A 21,465-nucleotide genomic window follows, 5' to 3' on the forward strand; every position below is an offset into this window, starting at 1 on the left:
GTTACTATTCGCTTGTATATGTTTGATTTACTTGATTTTTTTAGCTAACATAGTCGCAAAGCGTAGTTGAATACGATTGCCATTTTCATCACGACGGTGCAAATGTCCTGGATTTTCATTGTACTTAATTAATTCCCAATCCTTGTAGTAGTCCGCCAACTCCCCTTCTTTAAAGGTGAATGGGAAATTGACTGAGCAAGGATAATCCTCTGTATCCATAGCACAGACGATAAGGTTATAGCCACCGACCGTGGTGTGCTCCTGCATATTTTGGATAATAGCTGGAATGCGGTCCGCTTGTAGGAACATCAGAACAACTGTCGATACGATGAAATCATAGTCTTGGCTAATGCTGGCCGAATTGATATCGTATAGTCCTACAGGCATGTCTAGATCCTCTTGTTCCACAATGCTTTGCAAGATTTCAAGGGACAATTCATTCTGATCCACAGCTGTCACATCAAAACCATTCTGTGCGAGAAAGAGAGAGTTACGCCCCTGACCACAACCCAAATCCAAGGCTCTTCCCGGTTTCACTGTCTGCATAGCCTCTAGGACCTCTGAATGGACTGGATTGGTATTGTATTTCTTAGGGAAATAATCCTCAGGTTTACAATAAAATTCCAAATACCACTCTACATCGTCTGTTGCAGCCTCTACTCGGTGCCAGGCTTGCGGTTGTGCCATAGGGTTGTCTGCTCCTGCCTCAAAGAGGTGCTCAGCTAGAACCTCACCATCTTCGGTTAATTCAATAAACTTGAGTACCCCTTTCAAGACAGTAATTTTTCCCCAAGTGCCGACCTTGGTATTGTGCTTTTGCTGAACTGCTTCAGGCATGGTCTGTTTATTCCACAAGGGCATCCGTTTATAGGCAATTAGTTTTTCCATTTTACTTCCTCTTCTTAACGCTGGTTGACAGCTTTCATCACACGCGCGATGTCGCGGTTTTGTTCACGTCGCTTGATCGACTCCCGTTTGTCATAGTCATGTTTCCCTTTAGCAAGTCCTAAAAGGAGTTTAGCGTAGCCATCTTTGATATAGACTTTGAGGGGAACTAGGGTCATTCCTGTTCCTTTGGTTTCCTGTTCCAATTTTTGAATTTGCTTCTTATGGAGCAGGAGTTTACGACGACGTTCAGGTTCCTGGTTCCAGATATTGCCCTCTTCGTAAGGGGCGATATGGACATTGCTCAGCCAGACTTCCCCATTTTTTACTTGGGCAAAGCCGTCCTTGAGATTGATTCGAGCTGCTCGAACGCTCTTAATTTCAGTTCCAGTCAGGACCATCCCTGCCTCTAGCGTATCTACGATTGTATAGTCGTGGTGCGCCTTTTTATTTTGTGCGACGACCTTTCCCTCGCCCTTTGCCATGCTTGGCTCCTTTCTTAGCTACTTCCTTGTAAAAAGGTTTCTTGCCTTTTTTCTTTTTATCTTTTTGTGAATGCTTGTGCTTATCATTTGAGTGCCCTGATTTTCTCTTGTCTTCCTTCTTATCTGAACGACGACTTGAACCACGCCCTCTTTCTTTGCGACCAGCTTGTTTCAATCCTTTTTCAATGACATCAAACTCACTTGGGATATAAGAGAAGTCAATCTCACCTGTCATCTTATCGGCTCTTTCAACCCGAATGCGAATTTGCTGTCCTACACGGAAAGTTATTCCTGATTTTTCCCCACGAAGAGTCAAATCACGTTCATTAAAATGATAAAATTCAGGTAAATTAGTGATATGAATCAAGCCTTCAACCGTGTTTGACAATTCAACAAAGAGACCAAACTTGACCATGCTGGATACAACCGCATCATACTCTTCACCCACATATTCTTCCATGTACTCAGCCTTTTTCATGGCTTCGACTTCACGCTCTGCCTCGATGGCACGGCGCTCACGGTTGGAAGACTGGGTCGCAATCTCTGGAATCACTTGTTCAAAATGCTCTGCTATTTCCTTAGAACGCCCATAGTCGCGAATCATCCGATGGACTAGAAGGTCAGGATAACGACGAATGGGGCTGGTGAAGTGAGTGTAATAGTCTGCAGCAAGACCATAATGACCATGATTGTGCTCTGAATAGCGAGCCTGTTGCATAGAACGGAGAAGCATCATGGATAATACATCCGCATAAGGTTCTCCCTCAACAGCACGCATGATGTCTTGAAGGGCCTCCTGGCTAATCTCACTAGCAGTCCCATAAATTCGCAAGCCAAAGCTCGAAGCGTAATCAATAAACTTCTGAACTTTTTCAGCCTTGGGCTCCTCGTGAATCCGATAGATAAAAGGTAGGTCCAGCTTGCTGAAGTGTTCGGCAACTGTTTCGTTGGCTATCAACATGAAGGACTCAATCATCCGCTCAGCAACGCCGCGTTGACGGAGGACAATATCCACAGGCTTGCCTTTTTTATCCACCAAAATCTTAGCTTCGCTGGTATCAAAATTCAGGGCACCACGTTTCTCACGCATGTTTTCTAGCCTTTCGTGAAGCTTGGCCATGAGCTCGATACTAGGAACAATTTTCTTAAACTCTTGTCTCTTCTCCTCATCGCCAGCTAGGATGTCATTGACAGCGCTATAGGTCATACGAAAACTAGTCTTGATAACCGTTTGTGTGATGGTGTAGTTGACTACACGACCATGTTTATCAATTTCCATAATGGCAGACTGGGTCAGGCGGTCAACTTGTGGATTAAGAGAGCAAATGCCGTTTGAAAGGCGTTCTGGTAGCATAGGTACTACACGGTCTGTCACATAGACAGAAGTTGCGCGGTTAAGGGCTTCCTTGTCAAGGGCAGAACCCTCAGTCACGTAGTAGGAAACATCCGCGATGTGAACTCCGAGTTCTAGATTGCCATTTTTCAAAGGCTTGATGTGTACCGCATCATCCAAGTCCTTAGCATCCGCACCGTCAATGGTAAAGGTAATCTCATCTCTCAGGTCCAGACGACCTTCCATATCCTTCTCTGATGGAGCTTCTGGTACACTTTCTGCTTCCTTGAGAACAGCCTCTGGAAATTCTGAAACAATATCCATGGACTCTAAGACTTCAAGAACGTCAATCCCTGCATCTGTAGAATGTCCAACAACATCTAGCACATCAGCGACAAAGAAATCGTGTTTCTTACTTGGGTACTTATCGATAAAGACCTTGAGAACCTCTGTTCCTTCAAGTTTGAGGGCTGGTTTCTTAACATAGATGGGTTGACTAATCTTTTGATTTTTAGAACGAATGTAACCTGCATACTTGGGTTTTTCCTCATCAAGAACGATTTGACCGACAACGGTTGTCAGGCTGTGTTCTAGGATATCAATAATTTTGGCTTCTGCTGCCGTTCCCTTATTACGGTCAGCGACTTTCTTAATCACGACCTCAACGGTATCGCCATCAATAGCGTAGTTGACATCGTTTTTCCCTACAAAAAGGTCGTCCTCTTCGCCTTCTATACTGACAAAGCCAAAGCCATTTTTATGGGCATGAAAAATCCCTTTGAGGGTGATTTCATGTTTCTTCTTTTGGTCCAGACATAAACTACCATCATCTTCAAAACGAATCTGGTGCTTTCTTTCCATGAGAGACAGGGTTTTAATCAACTCACGGAAATCCTTGGATCCATCCTTTCCGAGAGCCTGAGCTAGGTCATTTACCGTCACTCGCCCCTTCTCTTGTAAATATTCTTTAATTTTATCTTTCATGTTTTCTTTCTAGATTTTTTAATTTTCTTTTACTGTAAGACCTTCTCAAACATCATTTAATACTCAATAAAAATCAAAGAGCAAACTAGAAAGCTAGTCGCAGGTTGCTCAAAATACCGTTTTGAGGTTGTGGATAGAACTGACGAAGTCAGTAACACATATACGACAAGCCGACGCTGACGTGGTTTGAATTTGATTTTTGAAGAGTATAAAAATAAAAATAGGCAAAGACCTAGTCCTGCCCATTTCTTATCTACTTGATAATACCGTCAATGCTAAGGCAATGGCTAGCCAGAAAAAGACTAAAATACCTGTCAAACGTTGCATCACAGCTTCAAAACCACGCGCTTTACTACGTTCAAACAAATCACCTGAGCTGGCATCAAATACATTGCTGGATTGGTTCTTAGTTGGTTGCATGAAAATCGCAATCACAATCACAACAGATAATACTAATAAAATGGTTAATAATAGGTTATACATATCAAACTCCTTAAAATCCCTATTATTTTACCATAAATTCTACTTAGATTCAAGATGTAAAGTTACTTTTCTTTCCTTTGGACAATATTTTAACACCTCAATCTTGTCTGGATGGGTTTTGGAGTTCTTACTGGTTAGATAATTCATGCTGCCACAAGAGGAGCACTTGAGATTGATTTTTACTCGCACTAGATTTCCTTTACTTTTAATAATGATCTAAATTGTACTAAGTTGCATAAACAACTGAAAGCTACACAGGCTGCTGTCGCATAAAAGACAGCATGGTAGCCCAAATATCCTGCAACTGCGGATCCCGCCATAGGTCCGATCACTCCACCAAGGTAAAAAAAGACTTGGTTGAAGGCGAAAATCCGTGAAATACCTGATTTTGGAGTCATTTTGCTAAGAAGAGCATTGACACCTGGTATGAGAGCTCCTGTTCCCAGACCAAAGAGAAAACGATACAAGCCAAGTTGAAGGGGGCTGGTTGCATGGGCACAAAGAAGGTAAATGATGACGGAATAAATCTGCGCCGCAACTAACAATCTATGATTCCCTACCTTATCGCCAAGTTTTCCTAGAATTCCAGCACTCATCATGCTAGAAAATCCCATGCTGGATACAATCAATCCTGATACAAAGAGGAGATTCTCAGTCTGCCCTAAGTCCCGCACATAGAGAGCCAGAATGGGACCAATTGATTGAGCTGAAAATTGAATGACGAAGCTAGTCAAAAATAGATTCACTAAAAGTCTAGGATACTTGAAAGAAGAAAATACTTCTTTCGTTGGGATAGCCTTCTCCTTAGCAACTGGCTGAAAATCTTCCTTGATAAAGAAAATGGTTAGGATTGCAGCTAAAAATAAGAAAGCACCTACCAATAAAAAGACATTACGAATGCCAAAAATTTCAGCAATAAAGCCCCCAACAAAGGGACCCGTCAATGTTCCTGCAACTACACCTGTAGATAGAGTCCCCAGAGCCGCTCCAGACTTATCTTTGGGTACCTGACTAGCAATCAAGGCCGTTGCATTGGGGACAAAACCAGTAAATACACCATTGAGCAAGCGCAAAAAGAGTAGCCAATAGATATTCGGAACAAAGGCCAAACCTCCCATCGTAATGGTCATGGCAAGACCTGCTCGAATCATCATGGGTTTTCGACCGTACTTGTCAGCAAGAATACCCCAGATGGGAGAAACTAGAGCTGCTGAAACAGCCGAAACTGAGATGGCTAATCCAGCATAGAAAGCAACTTGGTCTCCTTCAATTCCCAACTGCTCCACAAAGATAGGCATGAAAGGAACGACCAAGGAAATGCTGGCGCCCGTTAGAAAACTACCGAACCAGGCGACACGAAGATTCTCTTTCCAACTAATCTCTTGCACAGCTATCGCCTCCTTCAAGTAACTTCACTACTTGAGCCACAAGCTGATCACGACTGCCATTATTGTCTAATATATGGCTCGCCAATTTTTTCTTTTCTTCTAAAGACCATTGGGCGGCCAAACGGGACTCTGCTACTTCCTTAGAAAGATGATCCCGTTTCATGAAACGTTCCACCTGAACATCACGGTCCACATAGACCAGCCACGTTTCATCAAACCAAGCACTGTAGTCCTGTTCAAAAAGCAGGGGAATATCCATGAAAAAAACCGTTTCTGTCTGAGCTAACTGGTCTCTCAGTGCAGCCAATTCCTCACGAATAATCTCTCCTTGGGTTTGTTTAGACCATTCCCGCTCCTCAGGATTTGAGAAGATGAGACTAGCTAGGAGAGGGCGATTGAGTTCTTCATTTTCAAGGATTATTTTTTGTCCAAAGTGCTGAACTAAGAGCTGATAAAGACGACCACCAGGTTTCTGTAGTTGGTGGACGACTGTGTCAGCATCCACCACTTGAAAACCTTTCTCTCTTAGGAAATTTGTCACAGTTGACTTACCAGAGGCAATTCCTCCTGTGATTCCGATGATTTTTCCCATCAGCCCCTCCTTTGACACTGAGGACAAAAATGAGTTCCCCGTCCACCGAGCTGGAATTTCTCAATCACTGTCCCACAGCGCGAACATGCTTGTCCAGTCTTATCATAGACCTGATGGAAGTCCTGCATGGTTCCGTCTTCCCCAAAGGCATTGGTATAGGTCCGAATGGTGGAACCGCCCTTTTCGACTGCCTGTCCCAAAACAGCAATGGTCTGGTCATGAATAGCTGACGCTTCTTCTGCCGTCAAAGTCTGGGAAAGTCTAGCTGGATGAATCTGAGCTCGCCAAAGAACCTCATCCACATAGATATTACCAAGGCCAGCTACCAAGGTTTGGTCTAAAAGGTGAGATTTGATAGGCTTTTTAGACTTGGCTAGGGCAGCTTGAAAGACCTGCAAATCAAAGTCCTGATCTTTGGGCTCAGGGCCTAGTTTCTTAGAAATAAAGTAGGCATCCAAAAGGTCAGGCGCCAAGAGTTCCATCGTACCAAACTTGCGTACATCCTCGTAAACAAGCGTACCACCATCCTCAAACTGGATGAAAACATGGGCATGCTTGCGTTCAGGAACCTGGTCCGGATAGTAGAAATACTTGCCCTCCATCCGCAGATGGGAAATCAAGACCTTGTCTGTTAGGAAAAAAAGCAGATATTTTCCACGACGTCCCATTGACTCGATAATCTGACCAGGCAATTCCTTTTGAAACTCTTCCAAATCCGTCTTAATCATCTTGGGATAAGCAATCTCTATATTAGAAATCTTCTTTCCCAAGATCAATTTTTCTAAGCCACGACGAACCGTTTCAACCTCAGGTAATTCAGGCATAAATCCTCCTTCTGTAAAAACAAGAAGCAGGCATGAGCCCACCTCTACTTAGTATTCTTTTTCATTATAGCCAAAGTCAGCCAAATCTAGCTTTTTATCACGCCAGTTTTTCTTGACCTTGACCCAAGTTTCTAGGAAAACCTTGTCCCCTAGCATGAGTTCGATATCACGACGGGCCATGGTCCCTATTTTCTTGAGCATAGCGCCACCTTTTCCGATGATAATTCCTTTTTGGCTATCGCGCTCCACCATGATGGTTGCTCGGATGTGAACCTTGTCTGTCTCTTCATCACGCTTCATAGAGTCGACCACTACTGCGACAGAATGAGGAATCTCTTCGCGAGTCAAATGAAGAACCTTCTCACGAATCATTTCTGAAACCAAGAAACGCTCAGGGTGGTCTGTGATTTGATCAGATGGGAAATACTGGAAACCTTCCTCTAGATTTTCACTCAAAATATCGATTAGTCGAGAAACGTTATTTCCCTGAAGGGCTGAGATAGGAACAATTTCCTTAAAGTCCATCTGGTTACGGAAGTCATCAATCTGAGCCAAAAGTTGGTCTGGATGGACCTTGTCAATCTTATTCACCACCAGAATCACAGGAACCTTGGCAGCTTTCAGACGCTCGATAATCATATCGTCGCCCTTACCACGTGGCTCATCAGCTGGCACCATGAATAGAACAGTATCCACTTCACGCAAAGTACTATAGGCTGATTCCACCATGAAATCTCCAAGAGCTGTTTTGGGCTTGTGAATCCCCGGTGTATCGATAAAGACGATTTGCTCCTTATCCGTGGTGTAAATCCCCATGATTTTATTGCGCGTTGTTTGCGCTTTGTCACTCATAATGGCAATCTTTTGCCCCATGACGTGATTTAAAAAGGTTGACTTCCCAACATTGGGACGTCCCAAAATAGCTACAAAGCCTGATTTAAATGTCATAATTTCCTCTTATAGTTTAAAATAGTATATCCCAAATGCGTGGGATAAAGATAAGTGCACCTGTCATTGCAGCAAAAAGAGAGACCACTAGCACAGCTCCTGCTGCCATGTCCTTGGCTTTCTTTGCCAACATAGAAAAGTGATAGTGACTGGCTAAATCCACTACATTTTCAATAGCAGAGTTAATAATCTCAAATGCTACTACTAAGAAAATGCTCATTAGGAGAAAGAGCCATTCGATTCGTGACACCTGAAAAACAAAACCTGCAAAGATGACTACTAGAGCCGTCACTGCATGTTTTCGCATATTGCGTTCTTCCTTGAAAGCAGTCAGAATTCCTGTAAGAGCAAATTCTAAACTGGATACCAGGTCACGATTTTTCCATTTTCGTTTATTGTCTTGTGAGTCCATAGGCTGTCAAAATTTCTTCTTGTAAACCGAACATCTCCGCTTCTTCTTCCGGAGTGTAGTGATCGTAGCCGTTAATGTGTAAAAAGCCGTGTACTGCCAAGAAGCCCATTTCACGCTCAAAGCTGTGACCGTATTCCTCAGCCTGCTCATGCGCTTTATCGATAGAGATGAACAGTTCCCCAATATAGGCATCAAACTCAGACATCATCTCTGCCAATTCAGGATTTTCAAGCAAATCCTCTTCGTCAAAGGAGATGTCCAACTCTGGTTTATACTCAAGGCTAATGACATCTGTCGGACGATCCGTATCACGGTACTCTAGATTGAGTTCGTGGCTACGCTCGTTGGTCACAAAAGTAACTGCCATCTCCTTGTCTTCTTTTCCTATTTTTTGGGCTGCAAATTCCAAAATTTCTTGGGTTTGTTGCAAGATTTCTTGTGAAACTTGACCAGTTTCATCTACCATTTCAATATACATGTACTTCTCGATTCTCTTTACTTGGCTTTATTATACCACATTTCCATGATTTTATTCTACCTTTTTGATATAATACTATGGAATACAATCACAAGGAGAGAACGATGTCATTTGACGGATTTTTTTTACACCACATGATTGAGGAATTGCGAAGAGAGTTAGTCAATGGTCGCATCCAGAAAATCAATCAACCTTTTGAACAAGAATTGGTCTTGCAAATCCGCAGCAATCGCCAAAGCCATCGCCTGCTCCTCTCTGCTCATCCCGTTTTTGGTCGCATCCAGCTGACCCAAACAACCTTTGAAAATCCAGCCCAACCTTCCACTTTTATCATGGTTTTGAGAAAGTATTTGCAGGGTGCCCTGATTGAGTCGATCGAGCAAATCGAAAATGACCGTATTGTGGAAATCACGGTTTCCAATAAAAACGAAATTGGAGATCATATCCAGGCGACTCTGATTATAGAGATTATGGGCAAACACAGTAATATTCTTCTCGTGGATAAAAGTAGCCATAAAATCCTCGAAGTCATCAAACACGTTGGTTTTTCACAAAACAGCTACCGCACCTTGCTCCCCGGATCGACCTATATCGCTCCCCCAAGTACCGAATCCCGCAACCCTTTTACTATCCAGGATGAAAAACTTTTTGAAATCTTGCAAACCCAAGAACTAACGGCAAAAAATCTTCAAAGTCTCTTTCAAGGTCTGGGACGTGATACGGCAAATGAATTGGAAAACATTCTTGTCAGTGATAAACTGTCTACTTTCCGAAACTTCTTCGGGCAAGAAACCAAGCCTTTCCTAACGGAGACTTCTTTCAGCCCAGTTCCTTTTGCAAATCAGGTGGGAGAGCCTTTTACCAGTCTTTCTGACTTGCTGGACACCTACTATAAGGACAAGGCTGAACGGGACCGTGTCAAACAGCAAGCCAGTGAACTGATTCGTCGCGTTGAAAATGAACTTCAAAAAAATCGACATAAGCTGAAAAAACAAGAAAAAGAATTACTGGCAACAGACAATGCTGAGGAATTTCGCCAAAAAGGGGAATTGTTGACAACCTTCCTCCACCAAGTGCCTAATGACCAAGATCAGGTTACCTTGGACAACTACTACACCAATCAACCTATCACCATTGCGCTTGATAAGGCCTTGACTCCCAGTCAGAATGCCCAACGCTATTTTAAGCGTTACCAGAAACTCAAAGAAGCAGTCAAATACCTTACTGAGCTGATTGAGGAAACCAAGGCTACCATCCTTTATCTAGAAAGTGTCGAGACTGTTCTCAATCAAGCTGGGCTGGAGGAAATCGCTGAAATCCGTGAAGAATTGATCCAAACTGGCTTTATTAGAAGACGCCAACGCGAGAAAATTCAGAAACGCAAAAAACCAGAACAGTATCTGGCGAGCGATGGCAAGACCATCATCTATGTCGGACGAAACAACCTGCAAAATGAGGAATTGACCTTTAAAATGGCCCGCAAGGAGGAACTTTGGTTCCATGCCAAGGACATTCCTGGAAGCCACGTCGTCATCTCAGGAAATCTTGATCCATCTGATGAAGTTAAAACAGATGCGGCAGAACTAGCGGCCTACTTTTCCAAAGGGCGCTTGTCAAATCTAGTTCAGGTAGATATGATTGAAGTGAAAAAACTCAATAAACCAACTGGTGGCAAACCCGGTTTTGTAACCTACACAGGACAAAAGACCCTCCGCGTTACACCAGACCCAGAAAAAATCGCATCTATGAAAAAATCCTGATTCCACTTGAAATCAGGATTTTCTTTTACATTTTACTCTGCAATCAAGGTTTCCAAACCAACCTTCATCATATCAGTGAAGGTATTTTGGCGTTCTTCTGCCGTAGTGTCTTCATCTGGATTGACCAAGCTATCAGAAATGGTCATGATAGCAAGTGCATCAACGTGGTGTTGGGCAGCAAGATAGTAAAGAGCCGCTGCTTCCATTTCCACAGCCTTGACTCCCCATTTACCAAGCTCGATGTTCTTTTCAAAGTAGTTTGAGTAAAAGACATCTGATGACAAAACGTTCCCAACGTGGGTGGTCATACCAAGTTCTTTGGCGATATGGTAGGCCTTGTCTAGCAAATCAAAACTAGCGATTTGTGGAAAATCATACTGTGGCCAGTCGTTGCGGATAATGTTTGAGTTGGTTGCAGCCGCCTGCGCCAAGACCAATTCACGGACATGAACATCTTCATTTAATGAACCCGCAGTTCCCACACGGATCAATTTCTTTACACCATAGTCCACAATCAACTCACGCGCATAAATCGAAATGGAAGGCATCCCCATCCCAGTTCCCATGACAGATACACGGTGACCCTTGTAAGTACCAGTGTAACCAAACATGTTACGCACTTCATTAAAACAAACAGCATCTTCAAGGAAGTTTTCCGCAATAAATTTCGCACGAAGAGGATCCCCAGGAAGAAGAATTTTATCAGCAATTTCACCCTGCTGAGCAGCAATATGGATAGACATAATATAAGATACCAAACCCGTCAAAAAGCGAAGGGAAAATAGGAGTTGGGCGCAGTGAGCGATGCTCGCTAGACCAACTATCTTTTTCCCACTGCTTTTAGGGTGGGTTCAATTCCTTTCTTTCTTAATTTTGATGATAAATAGGAGAATAGCTCGGGTTCAATTCAAAACCAAACTACCCTACCTTTCAATGTTTTAGAAAAGTTTTCCGCTCGTGTTCAAATCTGAACACCTTACTCTACCTTTCTTTTTGTATATTTAGGATAGCGACAGAGAACAAAGTAAAAATAGGAAACTGACGACGCATCGCAGATGCTAGACAGTTTATCTTTTTTACACAGTTCTCCGCCCGTATTCAGTTCAACAAATACGGTTTACCCATCCTTTCTTTCTTGATTTTAAAATTAAATATTTCACAGAACAATTAGCCCGAGTTTGACTATAACTCAGATACTCTGCCTTTCTGTAATTCCTAGTTTACCAATGAATCTAAAAATACATACAGTTTTGCATTCATTTCAGAATAATCGTTTCCACGTAATTCTTCTGGTGTTTGAACAAAAGGCAACTTTTCACTTTGCTCTCTTAATTTCTCCTCACCATCCGCAGCAATCAATAACTCTATTGCGTCTGGATCAAATTCCAAATGAGCCTGAAAGGCATAATGTTTTGGACTGAAACGAATAATCTGACGTGGACAACCTTGACTGGTCGCAAGAACAACAGCATCCTCTGTCAGCCCTGGCATATCACCATGCCAGTGGCCGGTTTCTATGTTTTTTCCGAACAAGCTGACATGAGGATCTGTTAGACCTTGCATCGTCAATGTCACAGGATAAACGCCGATCTCGCGCTCTGGACTATGTTCATACTTCGCACCATAGGCAACAGACAGGAGTTGCGCACCAAGACAGACACCAACAATATAAATATCTGCAGCAATCGCTTCTTTCATAAAAGCAAGCTCAGCCTTTGGATCATAGTATGGGAAGTTTTCTCTATCCTCATCAGGTGATTGAGGACCACCCATGACAATCAGAAAATTAATCCCGTCAATTGTTTCAGGAAGAGGTTCTTTTTCATAAACCTTTGTTGATGTAATTTGATGACCTCGTTCTAGAGCCCATTTTAGATATGCGCCTGGAACCTCAAATGTCTCATGTAAAATAAAGTGAACTCTCATGACATTACAATTCAGCAAGAATCGCTTTAAGCAAGCCTTTGAAGTCGCCTTTAACACGCTCTGTCACTTCCACAACTTCCTCGTGGTTGAGTTCTTCTTGGAAACCAGCAGCATGGTTCGTAATACATGAAATACCGAGAACTTTCAAGCCCGAGTGAGCTGCCACAATAACTTCAGGAACTGTAGACATACCAACTGCATCTGCTCCCAATGTCTTATAGGCACGAATCTCTGCTGGGGTTTCATAAGTCGGACCTGTTACACCAATATAGACACCTTCATCAAGCTTGATACCGAGTTTTTTAGCCACTTCATGGGCAGTAGCACGGTATTCTGGAGTGTAGGCTTTAGACATATCTGGGAAACGTGGACCAAAATCATCCAAGTTTTCACCCATCAATGGGTTTTCCCCCGTCATATTGATATGGTCTGAGATAGCCATCAAGGTACCAGGACCGAAACCAATACCGCCAGCTGCATTGGTTACAATGACACCTTCACAACCGAGGACTTTCATTACACGTACTGGGAAAGTCACGACCTCAAGAGGATTGCCTTCATAGAAATGGAAGCGTCCTTGAAGAGCCAAGACCTTGCGGCCTGAAAGGTCACCATATACCAATTTCCCAGCGTGACCGACTACTGTCGAACGGCCCCAGTTTGGGATATCTGCATAGTCTACTACAACTGGATTTTCGATTTCTTCTGCCAATTCTCCAAGTCCTGATCCAAGGATTAGACCGAACTCAGGCGCTTGGATTCCCTTGTCTTTCAGGAAAGCAGCTGTTTCCTTGATTTTATCTAAAAATGTCATTGTGTATCTCCTTTATTATTTTTTAACATTTGACCGATTTTGTCAAAGGTTTTTGCATTGCGAATGGTGATGTGGCGATAAAAAGGCATCTTGAGCAAGTGCTTGTGATAGGCAGTTGCATAGTAGGATTCTTCAGAAAATTTCCCCCAAAAAATCCCAAGTCTTCCAAAATGAACCACTTCATCTTTTAGTTCCAAACTTTCAACTTTCTCAATGACTTGAGCCACATCCAATCCCTCAGTGTAAAAGAGAACATCCTTTCGTGCCAAATCTTTGGTCCACCATTCAGGTAGATTTTCAATTTCCGCTTCAAGGTCCTCAAGACTCAGCAAAGAAAAGCTCTGAATAAATGGATAATGGATTTCAAAGAAAGCCTCTAACTTTTCAACCAATTGGGCTTTGTCATCTGTCGAAGTAAAGAAAATATTGCCACTGTTGATGTAGGTTTCAACTTTTTCCAGTCCCAACTCTGTCAGTTCTTGACGAAGTTGCGCCATAACAACCTTATTCTTCCCACCGACATTAATGCCCCTTACCAGTAAAGCATAGCGCGTCATCTTATACCAATTTATCTAAGAAACTTTCACCAATCATGGCAGTTTCCACACCAAAGTTATCCGCAACTGTCGCTGAGATATCTGCAAAATGTCCAACTGGAATGACACCATTTCCCTTAAAGCTAGGGCTGTAAGCTAAAAGTGGAATATATTCACGAGTGTGGTCTGTTCCTGCATAGGTTGGGTCATTTCCATGGTCCGCAGTAATCAAAAGAAGGTCATCCTCTCTCATAGCTGCGATAATTTCAGGCAAGCGCTCATCAAACTCATGCAAGCAATCACGGTAACCATGAGCATTGCGACGGTGGCCATAAAGGGCATCAAAGTCAACTAGGTTTGTGAAAGAGAATCCTTTTTCAAACTCAGCAAGTCCCATTGTCTTCAATAGTGTATCAATTCCGTGGCTGTTTGACTTGTTGTGGCCCATGTCATGATTGATACCAGCGCCATTAAAGATATCGTTGATTTTACCAACAGCGTAAGTATCGATGCCAGCTTCGTTCAATTTATCCAAAACAGTTGGAGCAAATGGAGATACTGCCAAGTCACGACGATTTGCTGTACGAGTGAAGTTACCTGGCTCACCAACATATGGACGGGCAATGATACGGCCTAGAAGGGCAGGACGCTCAAGGGTAATCGAACGAGCGTATTCACAAATACGATAAAGTTCATCCAAAGGAATAATGTCTTCGTGGGCAGCAATTTGCAAAACAGGGTCAGCTGAAGTATAGATAATCAACTCTCCAGTTTCCATTTGACGTGGTCCGAAATCATCGATAACAGCCGTACCTGAGTAAGGTTTGTTGGCTTCACGAATGACCTTACGTCCTGAAAATTCTTCGATTTTTGTCAGGATTTCTTCTGGGAATCCGTTCCAGAAAGTATCGAAAGGCTCGGTAATGTTGAGTCCCATGATTTCCCAGTGACCAGTCATGGTATCCTTACCAAGGGAAACTTCTTCCAATTTTGTTGCATACCCTGTTGGATTGCTTTCAGCTGGTACAGTCTTAAGAGGAGTTTCACGTGGAATATTTCCTAGACCGATTTTAGCCATGTTTGGCACATTCAAACCAACTGTTTTTGAAATGTGTCCCAGTGTGTCAGAAGCTCCATCTGGAACTCCTGCATTGACAAAGTTATTGGCATCCGGCGCAGCACCGATTCCCACAGAATCCAGTACCACCAAGTGAATACGATTAAATTTTGACATAGTGTATCTCCTTATTATGTTGATTAGTTTGCTTTTGTTGAAGTTAAAATCTGAACCCCATCTCGTCCCGCTACGATGACCTTATCCACCATTTGGTTAAACAAGCCGTGCTCTACGACACCAACGACATGGTCCAATTCTTGCCCGAAGGCAATTGGATCTTCAATGACATCCAAAGCTAGGTCAATGATAAAGTTCTGCATATCGGTCACAAAACGTTGGCCGTCTTTTTCACGGAAACTTGGTTTATAGCCAGCTCGCTCAAACCGACGAAAGACCTGTTCTGCACCATACTGAACCACTTCTACTGGCAATTTAAAAGCACCTAGTTTCTTGACCAGTTTGCTTTCATCCACCACCCAAATGTATTCTTTTGAGGGCGTTGCGACAACCTTCTCCATCAGAAGGGCACCACCTCCGCCTTTGATTCCGTTAAACTGGCTATCTACTTCATCCGCCCCGTCAACCGTCACATCGACAAAGTCTACTTGATCAATCGACTTGAGCGGGATGTTAAGTCCTTCAGCCTGTTTACTAGTCACACTGGAAGTTGTCACAGCAGTAATCTGCAAACCTTCTTCCTTGATCCGACGACCGATTTCTTCTACGAAATAGTAGGCAGTTGATCCAGTACCGAGTCCAACAACCATACCATCCTTGACAAACTCAGCAGCCTTGATACCTGCCATCTTTTTCAGATTCTCCACTTAAACACCTCCATTAAAGAGCTACTTTTATTATAACATGTATCCGTTTTTATTTCATGAATACACTTGAAAAACCCGAACATTTTTATTTCGGGTTTTGGTGTCCTATTTAACCATATCAGGATCGTAATCATAGAATCCTGTGTCGAGGAAACGGTTTTTAGGGTGTAACTTGCGCACTTCCTCATCTAACAAGAAAGCTTGGTCATGGCTGAAATTCCCCTCTTGAATCAAGCTACGTGCTTGGATAAAGAGTTTAGCAATTTCTACAAAATTCTGACCAGGTGTGTAGAGCCCCTCTAGCTTCCAGTGAGTAAAGCCGTGCTCGACCAATTCTGTCAATTTGGTCATCAAATCAAGGTCATTGTTGGCAAAGATGTGAGTACCATGATTGTCTTCAAAGATAGAATAATGGCTCTCAGGGTCACTCGGTTCTGCTAAGAAGAGGTCACGTTTACGTGTCTTTTCATCATCGATGTGCGTGAAGTTATAGTAGTTTTGCAAGAGCGGACGCTTAGAATGGTGAATGACACTAGCCCCATAAACCAATACTTCAGCAGGAATTTCCAAAATCTCTGGCATCTTGAAGAGTTCAGCAGATGGAATTTCACGCGCCAAAACCGCCTCAGAGGCGCCAGCCTTTTGACCCCAGAAGTTAATCTGACGACTGCTTGTTACCATGGTTGAAGCATCATAAATGGTCTTAAAGGAATAACCATCGCGATTGACAACGTAAAAGACACCTGCATCCCCAACAGTAATATAGTCTGTCTTGATTTCTTCCAAGAAGTCTAGGAAAGGCTTGATACGGTCCATCATATCTTGGTGCATGAGGGCATTAACCGCAACAATCAATTCTTTGCCTGCTTCATGAACCAACTTAGCGATGGTGCGCAACTCTTCATAACTAAAGGTTGTTGGCAGACGAAGGCCAAAATCTTTCTCACCGACATAGATACGGTCTACGCCAGCTTCAAGCAGTTGTTCAACTTGTTCAATACTTTCAGCAGTTGCTGTAATGATAATCTTTTCCATAAGGAAGATTATACCACATTTCTCAAAAATCAGCTATGGTTACTGAGAGTTTCACAAAAAGTTAAACTTGTTTCTATCTTTTCCAATCAAAAAAGTGAACAGTAACTTGTACCATTCACTCTATTTTATGCATGTGTTTCTTCAACTAGGTGGCCATCGTTCATGACATAAATACGATCAACCTTATCAAGAAGACGAGTATCGTGCGTAATCATAACAACTCCTCTACCTTGTTCATGGGCAATGGCAGCCAGCATCTCCGTTACTTGGTAAGCACGCTCAGTGTCAAGACTGGCTGTCGGCTCATCTGCAAGCACAATGCTTGGATTGTTATAGAGCGCTCTAGCAATCGCGGCACGTTGACGTTCACCACCCGATAGAGCTTTGGGATAATGATTTTGAACTTTTTCCAAATCCAACAAGTCAAACAGCTCTTTTCGGTCACTTTTACTATTTTTCCCCTTATCTAGTCTGTCTATCAAATCTAGCTGTTCCTTGACCGTTAGAAAAGGAATTAAGTTTGAAGCCTGGAGAATGAAACCAAACTCTCTAAAACGGAGATCTGTTTTTTCCTTCTCCGTCAAACTGCCTGTTTCCTTCCCCTTGACTAGAATCTTTCCACTCGATGCTTCCTGTAGTTGTCCTAGAGTTGTTAGAAAGGTCGTCTTTCCGGAACCTGAAGGTCCAACGATAGCTACGAACTCTCCCGCATTTAGCTGAAAATTCGTCTCATGCAGGGCTACGACTTTCATCTTTCCTTCCCCGTAGGTTTTTGTCACTTGATTCATTTCAATCAATGCTGTCATACTATTCTCCTTATCATTCTGCAATCGCAGTAATCGGGTCCACCTTTAACAAGCGTGGAAGTGAAATGACACCACCTAGAAGGGCCATCAAGGAAATTACCAAACTTAGGACAGAGTAGGCTATCCAACTTGGATAGAAAAAGAAGGTAGCTGGTAAGACTAAAATCACTCCTCCGATTGCCAGCAAGGCTAAAGCAATCCCCATACCAGCTAGGAGGAAGATTTGACAGAATAGAGACCATACAATGGTTTTGATCTGTATCCCTTGAGCTCGCATTATTCCATAAAGGCCTAGTTTTTGGATGGTAATGATATAAACAAAAATCCCCACAATCAAGCCTGTAATGACAATCATAGCGAGAATCATTCCTGAAAATACATTCACCTGAGGTGTGTAACCAGGAATTTTCGAAATCATTTTTGGAATGGAAATCTGTTTCAGTCCATCGCCAGACACTTCTATGTCATTTTTCAATACCAAGGCAGTGATGGAACGATTGGCTTTCAAGGTTCCTTGTAAGGTCCAATAAGTTGTCAGACTCGTAAAGACAACAGGCTCAGTGAAAAACTTATTTCCTTGAGTCAGGCCTACAATCTTGTAACTTGAATCACTTCCATTGAGCTGAATGGCATCACCTAGCTTCATCCCATAGTTCTCAAAAGACTGATCCACGACAACCTCATCATCTCCTTCAGGATAACGACCCTCCGTCAAACTAGGAGAGATAAAAGAGTCCCAGTTTTGAGCAAAAATGGAAACATTGACCTTTTCACTACCATCGACTAGATTGGTTACAGCGAACATATAGCCCAATGGAGCAGCCTCTTCAGAACTCTTGTCCTTGTAGTCCTTTTCAGGAATAAAGGATGCTGTCAAATTATCATTTGCGTAGTCGGATAAAACGACACCCGTCGCTTGCCAATTATCAATAGCTGCTCGGTTGTTTCGCACAAGACCAAGAGCTAGACTGGTCATAAAAAAGACCATGAAAGCGATAAGAAAAATGGTAGTTAGAATCAAACTATATCGAAGTTTGTTTCGTAATATCTCTTTGATAGCAAGATACATGCTTATCTCCTTTTTACTTTTCCCAGAGGTAGCAAAAAGCTACCCAGTTCAATAGACAGAATCTCTGTCTTATCATCCATTCAAAACAACTCCTACCAATACTTTTTAAAATAAATCAGGGTAGCAACTTAACAAATCATCTTAGGAAAAGCCTCAGCTTACTATCAATTTATATAAGTTATCCTTTTCTTTCTCAGTATATTTATAAAAGAGAAGGTCATGTCATCTGTTTTAAGTGTAACATCCATGCTACCATTTTCCCTTGTAGGTGTCAAGAGAGCGACTTAGAGGATGATAAGAGACTTTAGTAGTTTTGTAACAATCCTGTAATAATTCTCTGCATAAAAAATGATAAAATAGTTATGTACTGTTAAGGAGAGAATCATGTCCGCAAGAAAACTAGAAGCTTATGAGTTTGAACAAGCTCCCGAATCAAAACAAACTCCGCTTTACCAAGATTACACACCTGAAGCCCCAGTCGGCCCTAACCTAAAAGAGATTTTATTTTTTGTAAATATCGCTTGTTTCTGTATTTTTATGGCACTTTTTAGTTTTATCTTTTTAGCTATAAAATTAAATACAGCTTTATCCTTTGTCGCTGCAATGGGTCTTAGTTTCGCCCTTTTACAACTTCAACGAAAGATAATGAAACGAAAATTTTCGAAATAAAGGTTGGTACTACTACCAACCTCTTTTCTAGTTATCAAAAAAGACAGTTCTCTAACTGTCTTTTTTATTTATTCTTACGTTTTGAAGGAGATTGAATAGCGATCTTAACTTCAAAAATTGTTCCTCTAGGTTTGTTATCTTTTACGCTAATCGTTCCTCGTAAGGCATCTACGATTTGCTTGGCCAAGGATAGTCCAAGACCAAAGCCACCTTTCTGACGAGTTCTTGCCTTGTCTACACGATAAAAACGGTCAAAGATTTTCTTCTTGTCAGCAGCTGAGATTCCAATTCCGTTATCCGTTACTGTTAGATAGAGGTGACGATCTGTAGCATGGACTATAAACTCAATTTTCCCATCTTCTTCAGTATACTTGATGGCATTGTCAAATAAGATGGTCATGAGCTGTTTTAGGAGCAACTGATCGGTCATAAAGGGACGATAAATCTGATTTTCATACTCAAAAATACGATCATTTTCAGAAGCAATCAACTCATAGTTAGCAAAGGTCGTCTTAAAGAACTGTGGTGATACTTCTGCTATTTCTGGTTTAATTCCATCATCGCGACGTGCAAGGTTGAGAAGATTGGTCGTGAGGAAGCGCATGTTGCGAACTTCTTCAAGACTGGAAGCGATACTTTCGCTGGATTCCATAATCGTTGCCTCTGGTTTTCGAAAGAGATTTTCTAAACGATTTTGTAAAACGGCCAAAGGCGTTCTCAGTTCGTGACTCGCATTTTCAACAAAGGACTTCTGCTTTTGCATACTTTCCAGCAAGGGTTTGACACTGACACGTGCCAGATAAACACTGGCAATTAAAGACAGGAGCCAGAAACTAGCCATGACTACAACAATTAAATGCTCGTGGTTTTGGCTGATTTGCTCGAGCTGGCTGGTATTGATTAAAACCGCAGCATATTTGACGTTACTTGAGACGGAAGATGAGTTGGTTTCCATCAAAATCATCCGATAGGTTTCTTCCTGACCATAGCTATTGACAACTTGGATTTGGCGAATGTGATTCAACTCCTTTTTGTCCAGCTTGATCTTGTCCAAACCTAAAAAGCGATTGCCCAGTAAGAGCTGATTAAAATCCTTGTCAAAGAGCAAGACTTCCGTATTGGAGCTGACATTGGGCTTGATTTCAGCCTTGTTGGCATCCGCTGTTGCTGGTTGAATATCCTTAACCTCTTCAGTTGCCCGATTCAGGGCTAACTGGATAACCGCTTGGGGACTGCTACTAAGGGCTTGGAGTTTTTCATCTACAGAAGTGTAGAGACTCGAGTGCATGACCTGGAGGATAATCAAGGTCATAGCAGAGAAGATCAGGGTGAACACTCCAAAGTTTCGAATGAAATAGCTGAAATCATCCGCATACCATGTTTTTTTTAGTTTATTGAACATCTTTTAAAATATACCCGACACTACGCAAGGTTTGAAGATTTTCAGCAAAGGCTGTTCCCTTCAATTTCTTACGAACTTTTGAGACATAGACTTCTACAACGGAAATCGTCGTATCGCTATCAAATCCCCATAGACGGTCAAAAATTTGCGTCTTAGGAAGAATAACATTTTGATTTTGAAGGAAGTAAACCAATAATTCAAACTCTTTTCCGAGTAGTTCCACAGGAGTGTCTTCCACCTTCACTTCATTCGTTGAAAGGTTGACGACAATATCTCCATAGGTCAAGGTGTTTTCGTTAAACTTACCTGAACGTTTGAGAAGGGCTTGGATTCGCATTTTGAGTTCTTCAAGGTAGAAAGGTTTGGTGAGGTAGTCATCCGCTCCAAGCTCAAAACCGTGTCCCTTGTCATCCAAACTCTCTTTGGCAGTCATGATAAGGACTGGTGTCGTGATTCCTTTTTCACGCAATTCTTTCAAGACTTGGAACCCATTTTTTTCCGGCAACATCAGGTCAAGCAAAATCAAGTCATAAACGCCACTTTCAGCTTCGTAGAGACCTTCTTCTCCATCAAAGACCTGCATGACATCTGCAAAATCATCCAAAAAGTCAAATACTGAGTTTGACAGACCCAGGTCATCTTCTACTAATAAGATTTTTATCATCAGAAACTCCTCCTTCTTATGATTATTATAC

The 21,465-nt window shown here is 42.2% G+C and carries 24 protein-coding genes; 2 read left to right on the forward strand and 22 right to left on the reverse strand.

Annotation, left to right across the window (positions count from 1 at the left end; all coding sequences use genetic code 11):
* Positions 1–27: 27 nt before the first annotated feature.
* The 11 genes from tehB to ybeY all read right to left on the reverse strand — a co-directional run bounded on the left by tehB (position 28) and on the right by ybeY (position 8,812).
* Complete coding sequence (gene tehB / locus NYE79_RS06080) at positions 28–888, reverse strand: SAM-dependent methyltransferase TehB (protein ID WP_000413068.1); 861 nt, start codon at positions 886–888, stop codon at positions 28–30.
* Between the two features lie 14 nt (positions 889–902).
* A complete protein-coding gene (gene smpB, locus NYE79_RS06085) occupies positions 903–1,370 on the reverse strand; it encodes an SsrA-binding protein SmpB (protein WP_001051742.1) in 468 nt (155 codons plus the stop codon).
* On the reverse strand, positions 1,333–3,687 hold the full coding sequence (gene rnr / locus NYE79_RS06090; RefSeq protein WP_339293615.1) for a ribonuclease R: 2,355 nt from the start codon (positions 3,685–3,687) through the stop codon (positions 1,333–1,335). Before rnr ends, smpB begins: the two co-directional genes overlap by 38 nt.
* Positions 3,688–3,936: 249 nt before the next feature.
* Entirely contained in the window at positions 3,937–4,170 is a 234-nt protein-coding gene (secG, locus tag NYE79_RS06095; protein WP_000282517.1) for a preprotein translocase subunit SecG, read from the reverse strand.
* A gap of 39 nt (positions 4,171–4,209) precedes the next feature.
* A complete protein-coding gene (gene rpmG, locus NYE79_RS06100; RefSeq protein WP_007519517.1) occupies positions 4,210–4,359 on the reverse strand; it encodes a 50S ribosomal protein L33 in 150 nt (49 codons plus the stop codon).
* The gene (locus NYE79_RS06105; protein WP_033584091.1) at positions 4,359–5,558 is read right to left on the reverse strand and encodes a multidrug efflux MFS transporter; all 1,200 of its coding nucleotides are present in this window, start codon (positions 5,556–5,558) and stop codon (positions 4,359–4,361) included. The genes rpmG and NYE79_RS06105 overlap by 1 nt, the downstream gene beginning before the upstream one ends.
* Positions 5,545–6,150 (reverse strand): dephospho-CoA kinase, encoded by a 606-nt coding sequence (gene coaE, locus NYE79_RS06110; protein WP_070800369.1) that lies wholly within the window; start codon positions 6,148–6,150, stop codon positions 5,545–5,547. Before coaE ends, NYE79_RS06105 begins: the two co-directional genes overlap by 14 nt.
* Positions 6,150–6,974 (reverse strand): DNA-formamidopyrimidine glycosylase, encoded by an 825-nt coding sequence (gene mutM / locus NYE79_RS06115; RefSeq protein ID WP_049500853.1) that lies wholly within the window; start codon positions 6,972–6,974, stop codon positions 6,150–6,152. Before mutM ends, coaE begins: the two co-directional genes overlap by 1 nt.
* Before the next feature lie 48 nt (positions 6,975–7,022).
* The gene (gene era, locus NYE79_RS06120; RefSeq protein ID WP_000143275.1) at positions 7,023–7,922 is read right to left on the reverse strand and encodes a GTPase Era; all 900 of its coding nucleotides are present in this window, start codon (positions 7,920–7,922) and stop codon (positions 7,023–7,025) included.
* 16 nt (positions 7,923–7,938) lie between these two features.
* Positions 7,939–8,334 (reverse strand): diacylglycerol kinase, encoded by a 396-nt coding sequence (locus tag NYE79_RS06125; protein WP_049549991.1) that lies wholly within the window; start codon positions 8,332–8,334, stop codon positions 7,939–7,941.
* Positions 8,315–8,812 (reverse strand): rRNA maturation RNase YbeY, encoded by a 498-nt coding sequence (ybeY, locus tag NYE79_RS06130; protein ID WP_000275172.1) that lies wholly within the window; start codon positions 8,810–8,812, stop codon positions 8,315–8,317. The genes NYE79_RS06125 and ybeY overlap by 20 nt, the downstream gene beginning before the upstream one ends.
* Before the next feature lie 104 nt (positions 8,813–8,916).
* Here ybeY and pavA point away from each other — a divergent pair, with 104 nt between their 5' ends.
* Positions 8,917–10,572 carry an Rqc2 family fibronectin-binding protein PavA gene (pavA, locus tag NYE79_RS06135; RefSeq protein ID WP_000006734.1) on the forward strand — a complete coding sequence of 552 codons (1,656 nt, stop codon included), beginning with the start codon at positions 8,917–8,919 and terminating at the stop codon, positions 10,570–10,572.
* 32 nt (positions 10,573–10,604) lie between these two features.
* Here the strand turns inward: pavA and deoD are convergent, their stop codons facing one another.
* From deoD to NYE79_RS06180, 9 genes are all read right to left on the reverse strand, one after another.
* On the reverse strand, positions 10,605–11,315 hold the full coding sequence (gene deoD, locus NYE79_RS06140) for a purine-nucleoside phosphorylase (RefSeq protein WP_000022091.1): 711 nt from the start codon (positions 11,313–11,315) through the stop codon (positions 10,605–10,607).
* A gap of 472 nt (positions 11,316–11,787) precedes the next feature.
* A complete protein-coding gene (locus NYE79_RS06145) occupies positions 11,788–12,498 on the reverse strand; it encodes a type 1 glutamine amidotransferase (RefSeq protein ID WP_065371730.1) in 711 nt (236 codons plus the stop codon).
* A 4-nt stretch (positions 12,499–12,502) separates the two neighbouring features.
* Entirely contained in the window at positions 12,503–13,312 is an 810-nt protein-coding gene (locus NYE79_RS06150; RefSeq protein ID WP_339293616.1) for a purine-nucleoside phosphorylase, read from the reverse strand.
* Complete coding sequence (locus NYE79_RS06155) at positions 13,309–13,869, reverse strand: DUF1697 domain-containing protein (protein WP_339293617.1); 561 nt, start codon at positions 13,867–13,869, stop codon at positions 13,309–13,311. The genes NYE79_RS06150 and NYE79_RS06155 overlap by 4 nt, the downstream gene beginning before the upstream one ends.
* Position 13,870: 1 nt before the next feature.
* Positions 13,871–15,082: a phosphopentomutase gene (locus NYE79_RS06160; protein ID WP_049479720.1), complete on the reverse strand. Its 1,212-nt coding sequence runs from the start codon at positions 15,080–15,082 to the stop codon at positions 13,871–13,873.
* A 23-nt stretch (positions 15,083–15,105) separates the two neighbouring features.
* Positions 15,106–15,789: a ribose-5-phosphate isomerase RpiA gene (gene rpiA, locus NYE79_RS06165; RefSeq protein ID WP_339293618.1), complete on the reverse strand. Its 684-nt coding sequence runs from the start codon at positions 15,787–15,789 to the stop codon at positions 15,106–15,108.
* Between the two features lie 105 nt (positions 15,790–15,894).
* A complete protein-coding gene (locus tag NYE79_RS06170; RefSeq protein WP_198464745.1) occupies positions 15,895–16,824 on the reverse strand; it encodes a peptidase U32 family protein in 930 nt (309 codons plus the stop codon).
* Positions 16,825–16,949: 125 nt separating this feature from the next.
* Positions 16,950–17,630, reverse strand: coding sequence for an ABC transporter ATP-binding protein (locus tag NYE79_RS06175; RefSeq protein WP_000125730.1), 681 nt, complete (start codon positions 17,628–17,630; stop codon positions 16,950–16,952).
* A gap of 13 nt (positions 17,631–17,643) precedes the next feature.
* Positions 17,644–18,699 carry an ABC transporter permease gene (locus tag NYE79_RS06180; RefSeq protein ID WP_000280277.1) on the reverse strand — a complete coding sequence of 352 codons (1,056 nt, stop codon included), beginning with the start codon at positions 18,697–18,699 and terminating at the stop codon, positions 17,644–17,646.
* 384 nt (positions 18,700–19,083) lie between these two features.
* Here NYE79_RS06180 and NYE79_RS06185 point away from each other — a divergent pair, with 384 nt between their 5' ends.
* Positions 19,084–19,368, forward strand: coding sequence for a DUF3270 domain-containing protein (locus tag NYE79_RS06185; protein ID WP_001276159.1), 285 nt, complete (start codon positions 19,084–19,086; stop codon positions 19,366–19,368).
* A gap of 64 nt (positions 19,369–19,432) precedes the next feature.
* Here the strand turns inward: NYE79_RS06185 and NYE79_RS06190 are convergent, their stop codons facing one another.
* Positions 19,433–20,770 (reverse strand): HAMP domain-containing sensor histidine kinase, encoded by a 1,338-nt coding sequence (locus NYE79_RS06190; RefSeq protein WP_070800372.1) that lies wholly within the window; start codon positions 20,768–20,770, stop codon positions 19,433–19,435.
* On the reverse strand, positions 20,760–21,434 hold the full coding sequence (ciaR, locus tag NYE79_RS06195) for a two-component system response regulator CiaR (RefSeq protein WP_000590630.1): 675 nt from the start codon (positions 21,432–21,434) through the stop codon (positions 20,760–20,762). Before ciaR ends, NYE79_RS06190 begins: the two co-directional genes overlap by 11 nt.
* Positions 21,435–21,465 lie beyond the last annotated feature (31 nt).

This window comes from Streptococcus sp. FSL W8-0197 (assembly GCF_037963785.1).
Taxonomy (GTDB): domain Bacteria; phylum Bacillota; class Bacilli; order Lactobacillales; family Streptococcaceae; genus Streptococcus; species Streptococcus oralis_CQ.

Excerpts from the sequence above, each read along its gene's own strand:
- tehB (WP_000413068.1), bottom strand. The coding sequence starts at position 888 with ATGGAAAAACTAATTGCCTATAAACGGATGCCCTTGTGGAATAAACAG.
- smpB (WP_001051742.1), bottom strand. The coding sequence starts at position 1,370 with ATGGCAAAGGGCGAGGGAAAGGTCGTCGCACAAAATAAAAAGGCGCAC.
- rnr (WP_339293615.1), bottom strand. The coding sequence starts at position 3,687 with ATGAAAGATAAAATTAAAGAATATTTACAAGAGAAGGGGCGAGTGACG.
- secG (WP_000282517.1), bottom strand. The coding sequence starts at position 4,170 with ATGTATAACCTATTATTAACCATTTTATTAGTATTATCTGTTGTGATT.
- coaE (WP_070800369.1), bottom strand. The coding sequence starts at position 6,150 with ATGGGAAAAATCATCGGAATCACAGGAGGAATTGCCTCTGGTAAGTCA.
- mutM (WP_049500853.1), bottom strand. The coding sequence starts at position 6,974 with ATGCCTGAATTACCTGAGGTTGAAACGGTTCGTCGTGGCTTAGAAAAA.
- era (WP_000143275.1), bottom strand. The coding sequence starts at position 7,922 with ATGACATTTAAATCAGGCTTTGTAGCTATTTTGGGACGTCCCAATGTT.
- NYE79_RS06125 (WP_049549991.1), bottom strand. The coding sequence starts at position 8,334 with ATGGACTCACAAGACAATAAACGAAAATGGAAAAATCGTGACCTGGTA.
- ybeY (WP_000275172.1), bottom strand. The coding sequence starts at position 8,812 with ATGTATATTGAAATGGTAGATGAAACTGGTCAAGTTTCACAAGAAATC.
- pavA (WP_000006734.1), top strand. The coding sequence starts at position 8,917 with ATGTCATTTGACGGATTTTTTTTACACCACATGATTGAGGAATTGCGA.
- deoD (WP_000022091.1), bottom strand. The coding sequence starts at position 11,315 with ATGTCTATCCATATTGCTGCTCAGCAGGGTGAAATTGCTGATAAAATT.
- NYE79_RS06145 (WP_065371730.1), bottom strand. The coding sequence starts at position 12,498 with ATGAGAGTTCACTTTATTTTACATGAGACATTTGAGGTTCCAGGCGCA.
- NYE79_RS06150 (WP_339293616.1), bottom strand. The coding sequence starts at position 13,312 with ATGACATTTTTAGATAAAATCAAGGAAACAGCTGCTTTCCTGAAAGAC.
- NYE79_RS06155 (WP_339293617.1), bottom strand. The coding sequence starts at position 13,869 with ATGACGCGCTATGCTTTACTGGTAAGGGGCATTAATGTCGGTGGGAAG.
- NYE79_RS06160 (WP_049479720.1), bottom strand. The coding sequence starts at position 15,082 with ATGTCAAAATTTAATCGTATTCACTTGGTGGTACTGGATTCTGTGGGA.
- NYE79_RS06170 (WP_198464745.1), bottom strand. The coding sequence starts at position 16,824 with ATGGAAAAGATTATCATTACAGCAACTGCTGAAAGTATTGAACAAGTT.
- NYE79_RS06175 (WP_000125730.1), bottom strand. The coding sequence starts at position 17,630 with ATGACAGCATTGATTGAAATGAATCAAGTGACAAAAACCTACGGGGAA.
- NYE79_RS06180 (WP_000280277.1), bottom strand. The coding sequence starts at position 18,699 with ATGTATCTTGCTATCAAAGAGATATTACGAAACAAACTTCGATATAGT.
- NYE79_RS06185 (WP_001276159.1), top strand. The coding sequence starts at position 19,084 with ATGTCCGCAAGAAAACTAGAAGCTTATGAGTTTGAACAAGCTCCCGAA.
- NYE79_RS06190 (WP_070800372.1), bottom strand. The coding sequence starts at position 20,770 with ATGTTCAATAAACTAAAAAAAACATGGTATGCGGATGATTTCAGCTAT.
- ciaR (WP_000590630.1), bottom strand. The coding sequence starts at position 21,434 with ATGATAAAAATCTTATTAGTAGAAGATGACCTGGGTCTGTCAAACTCA.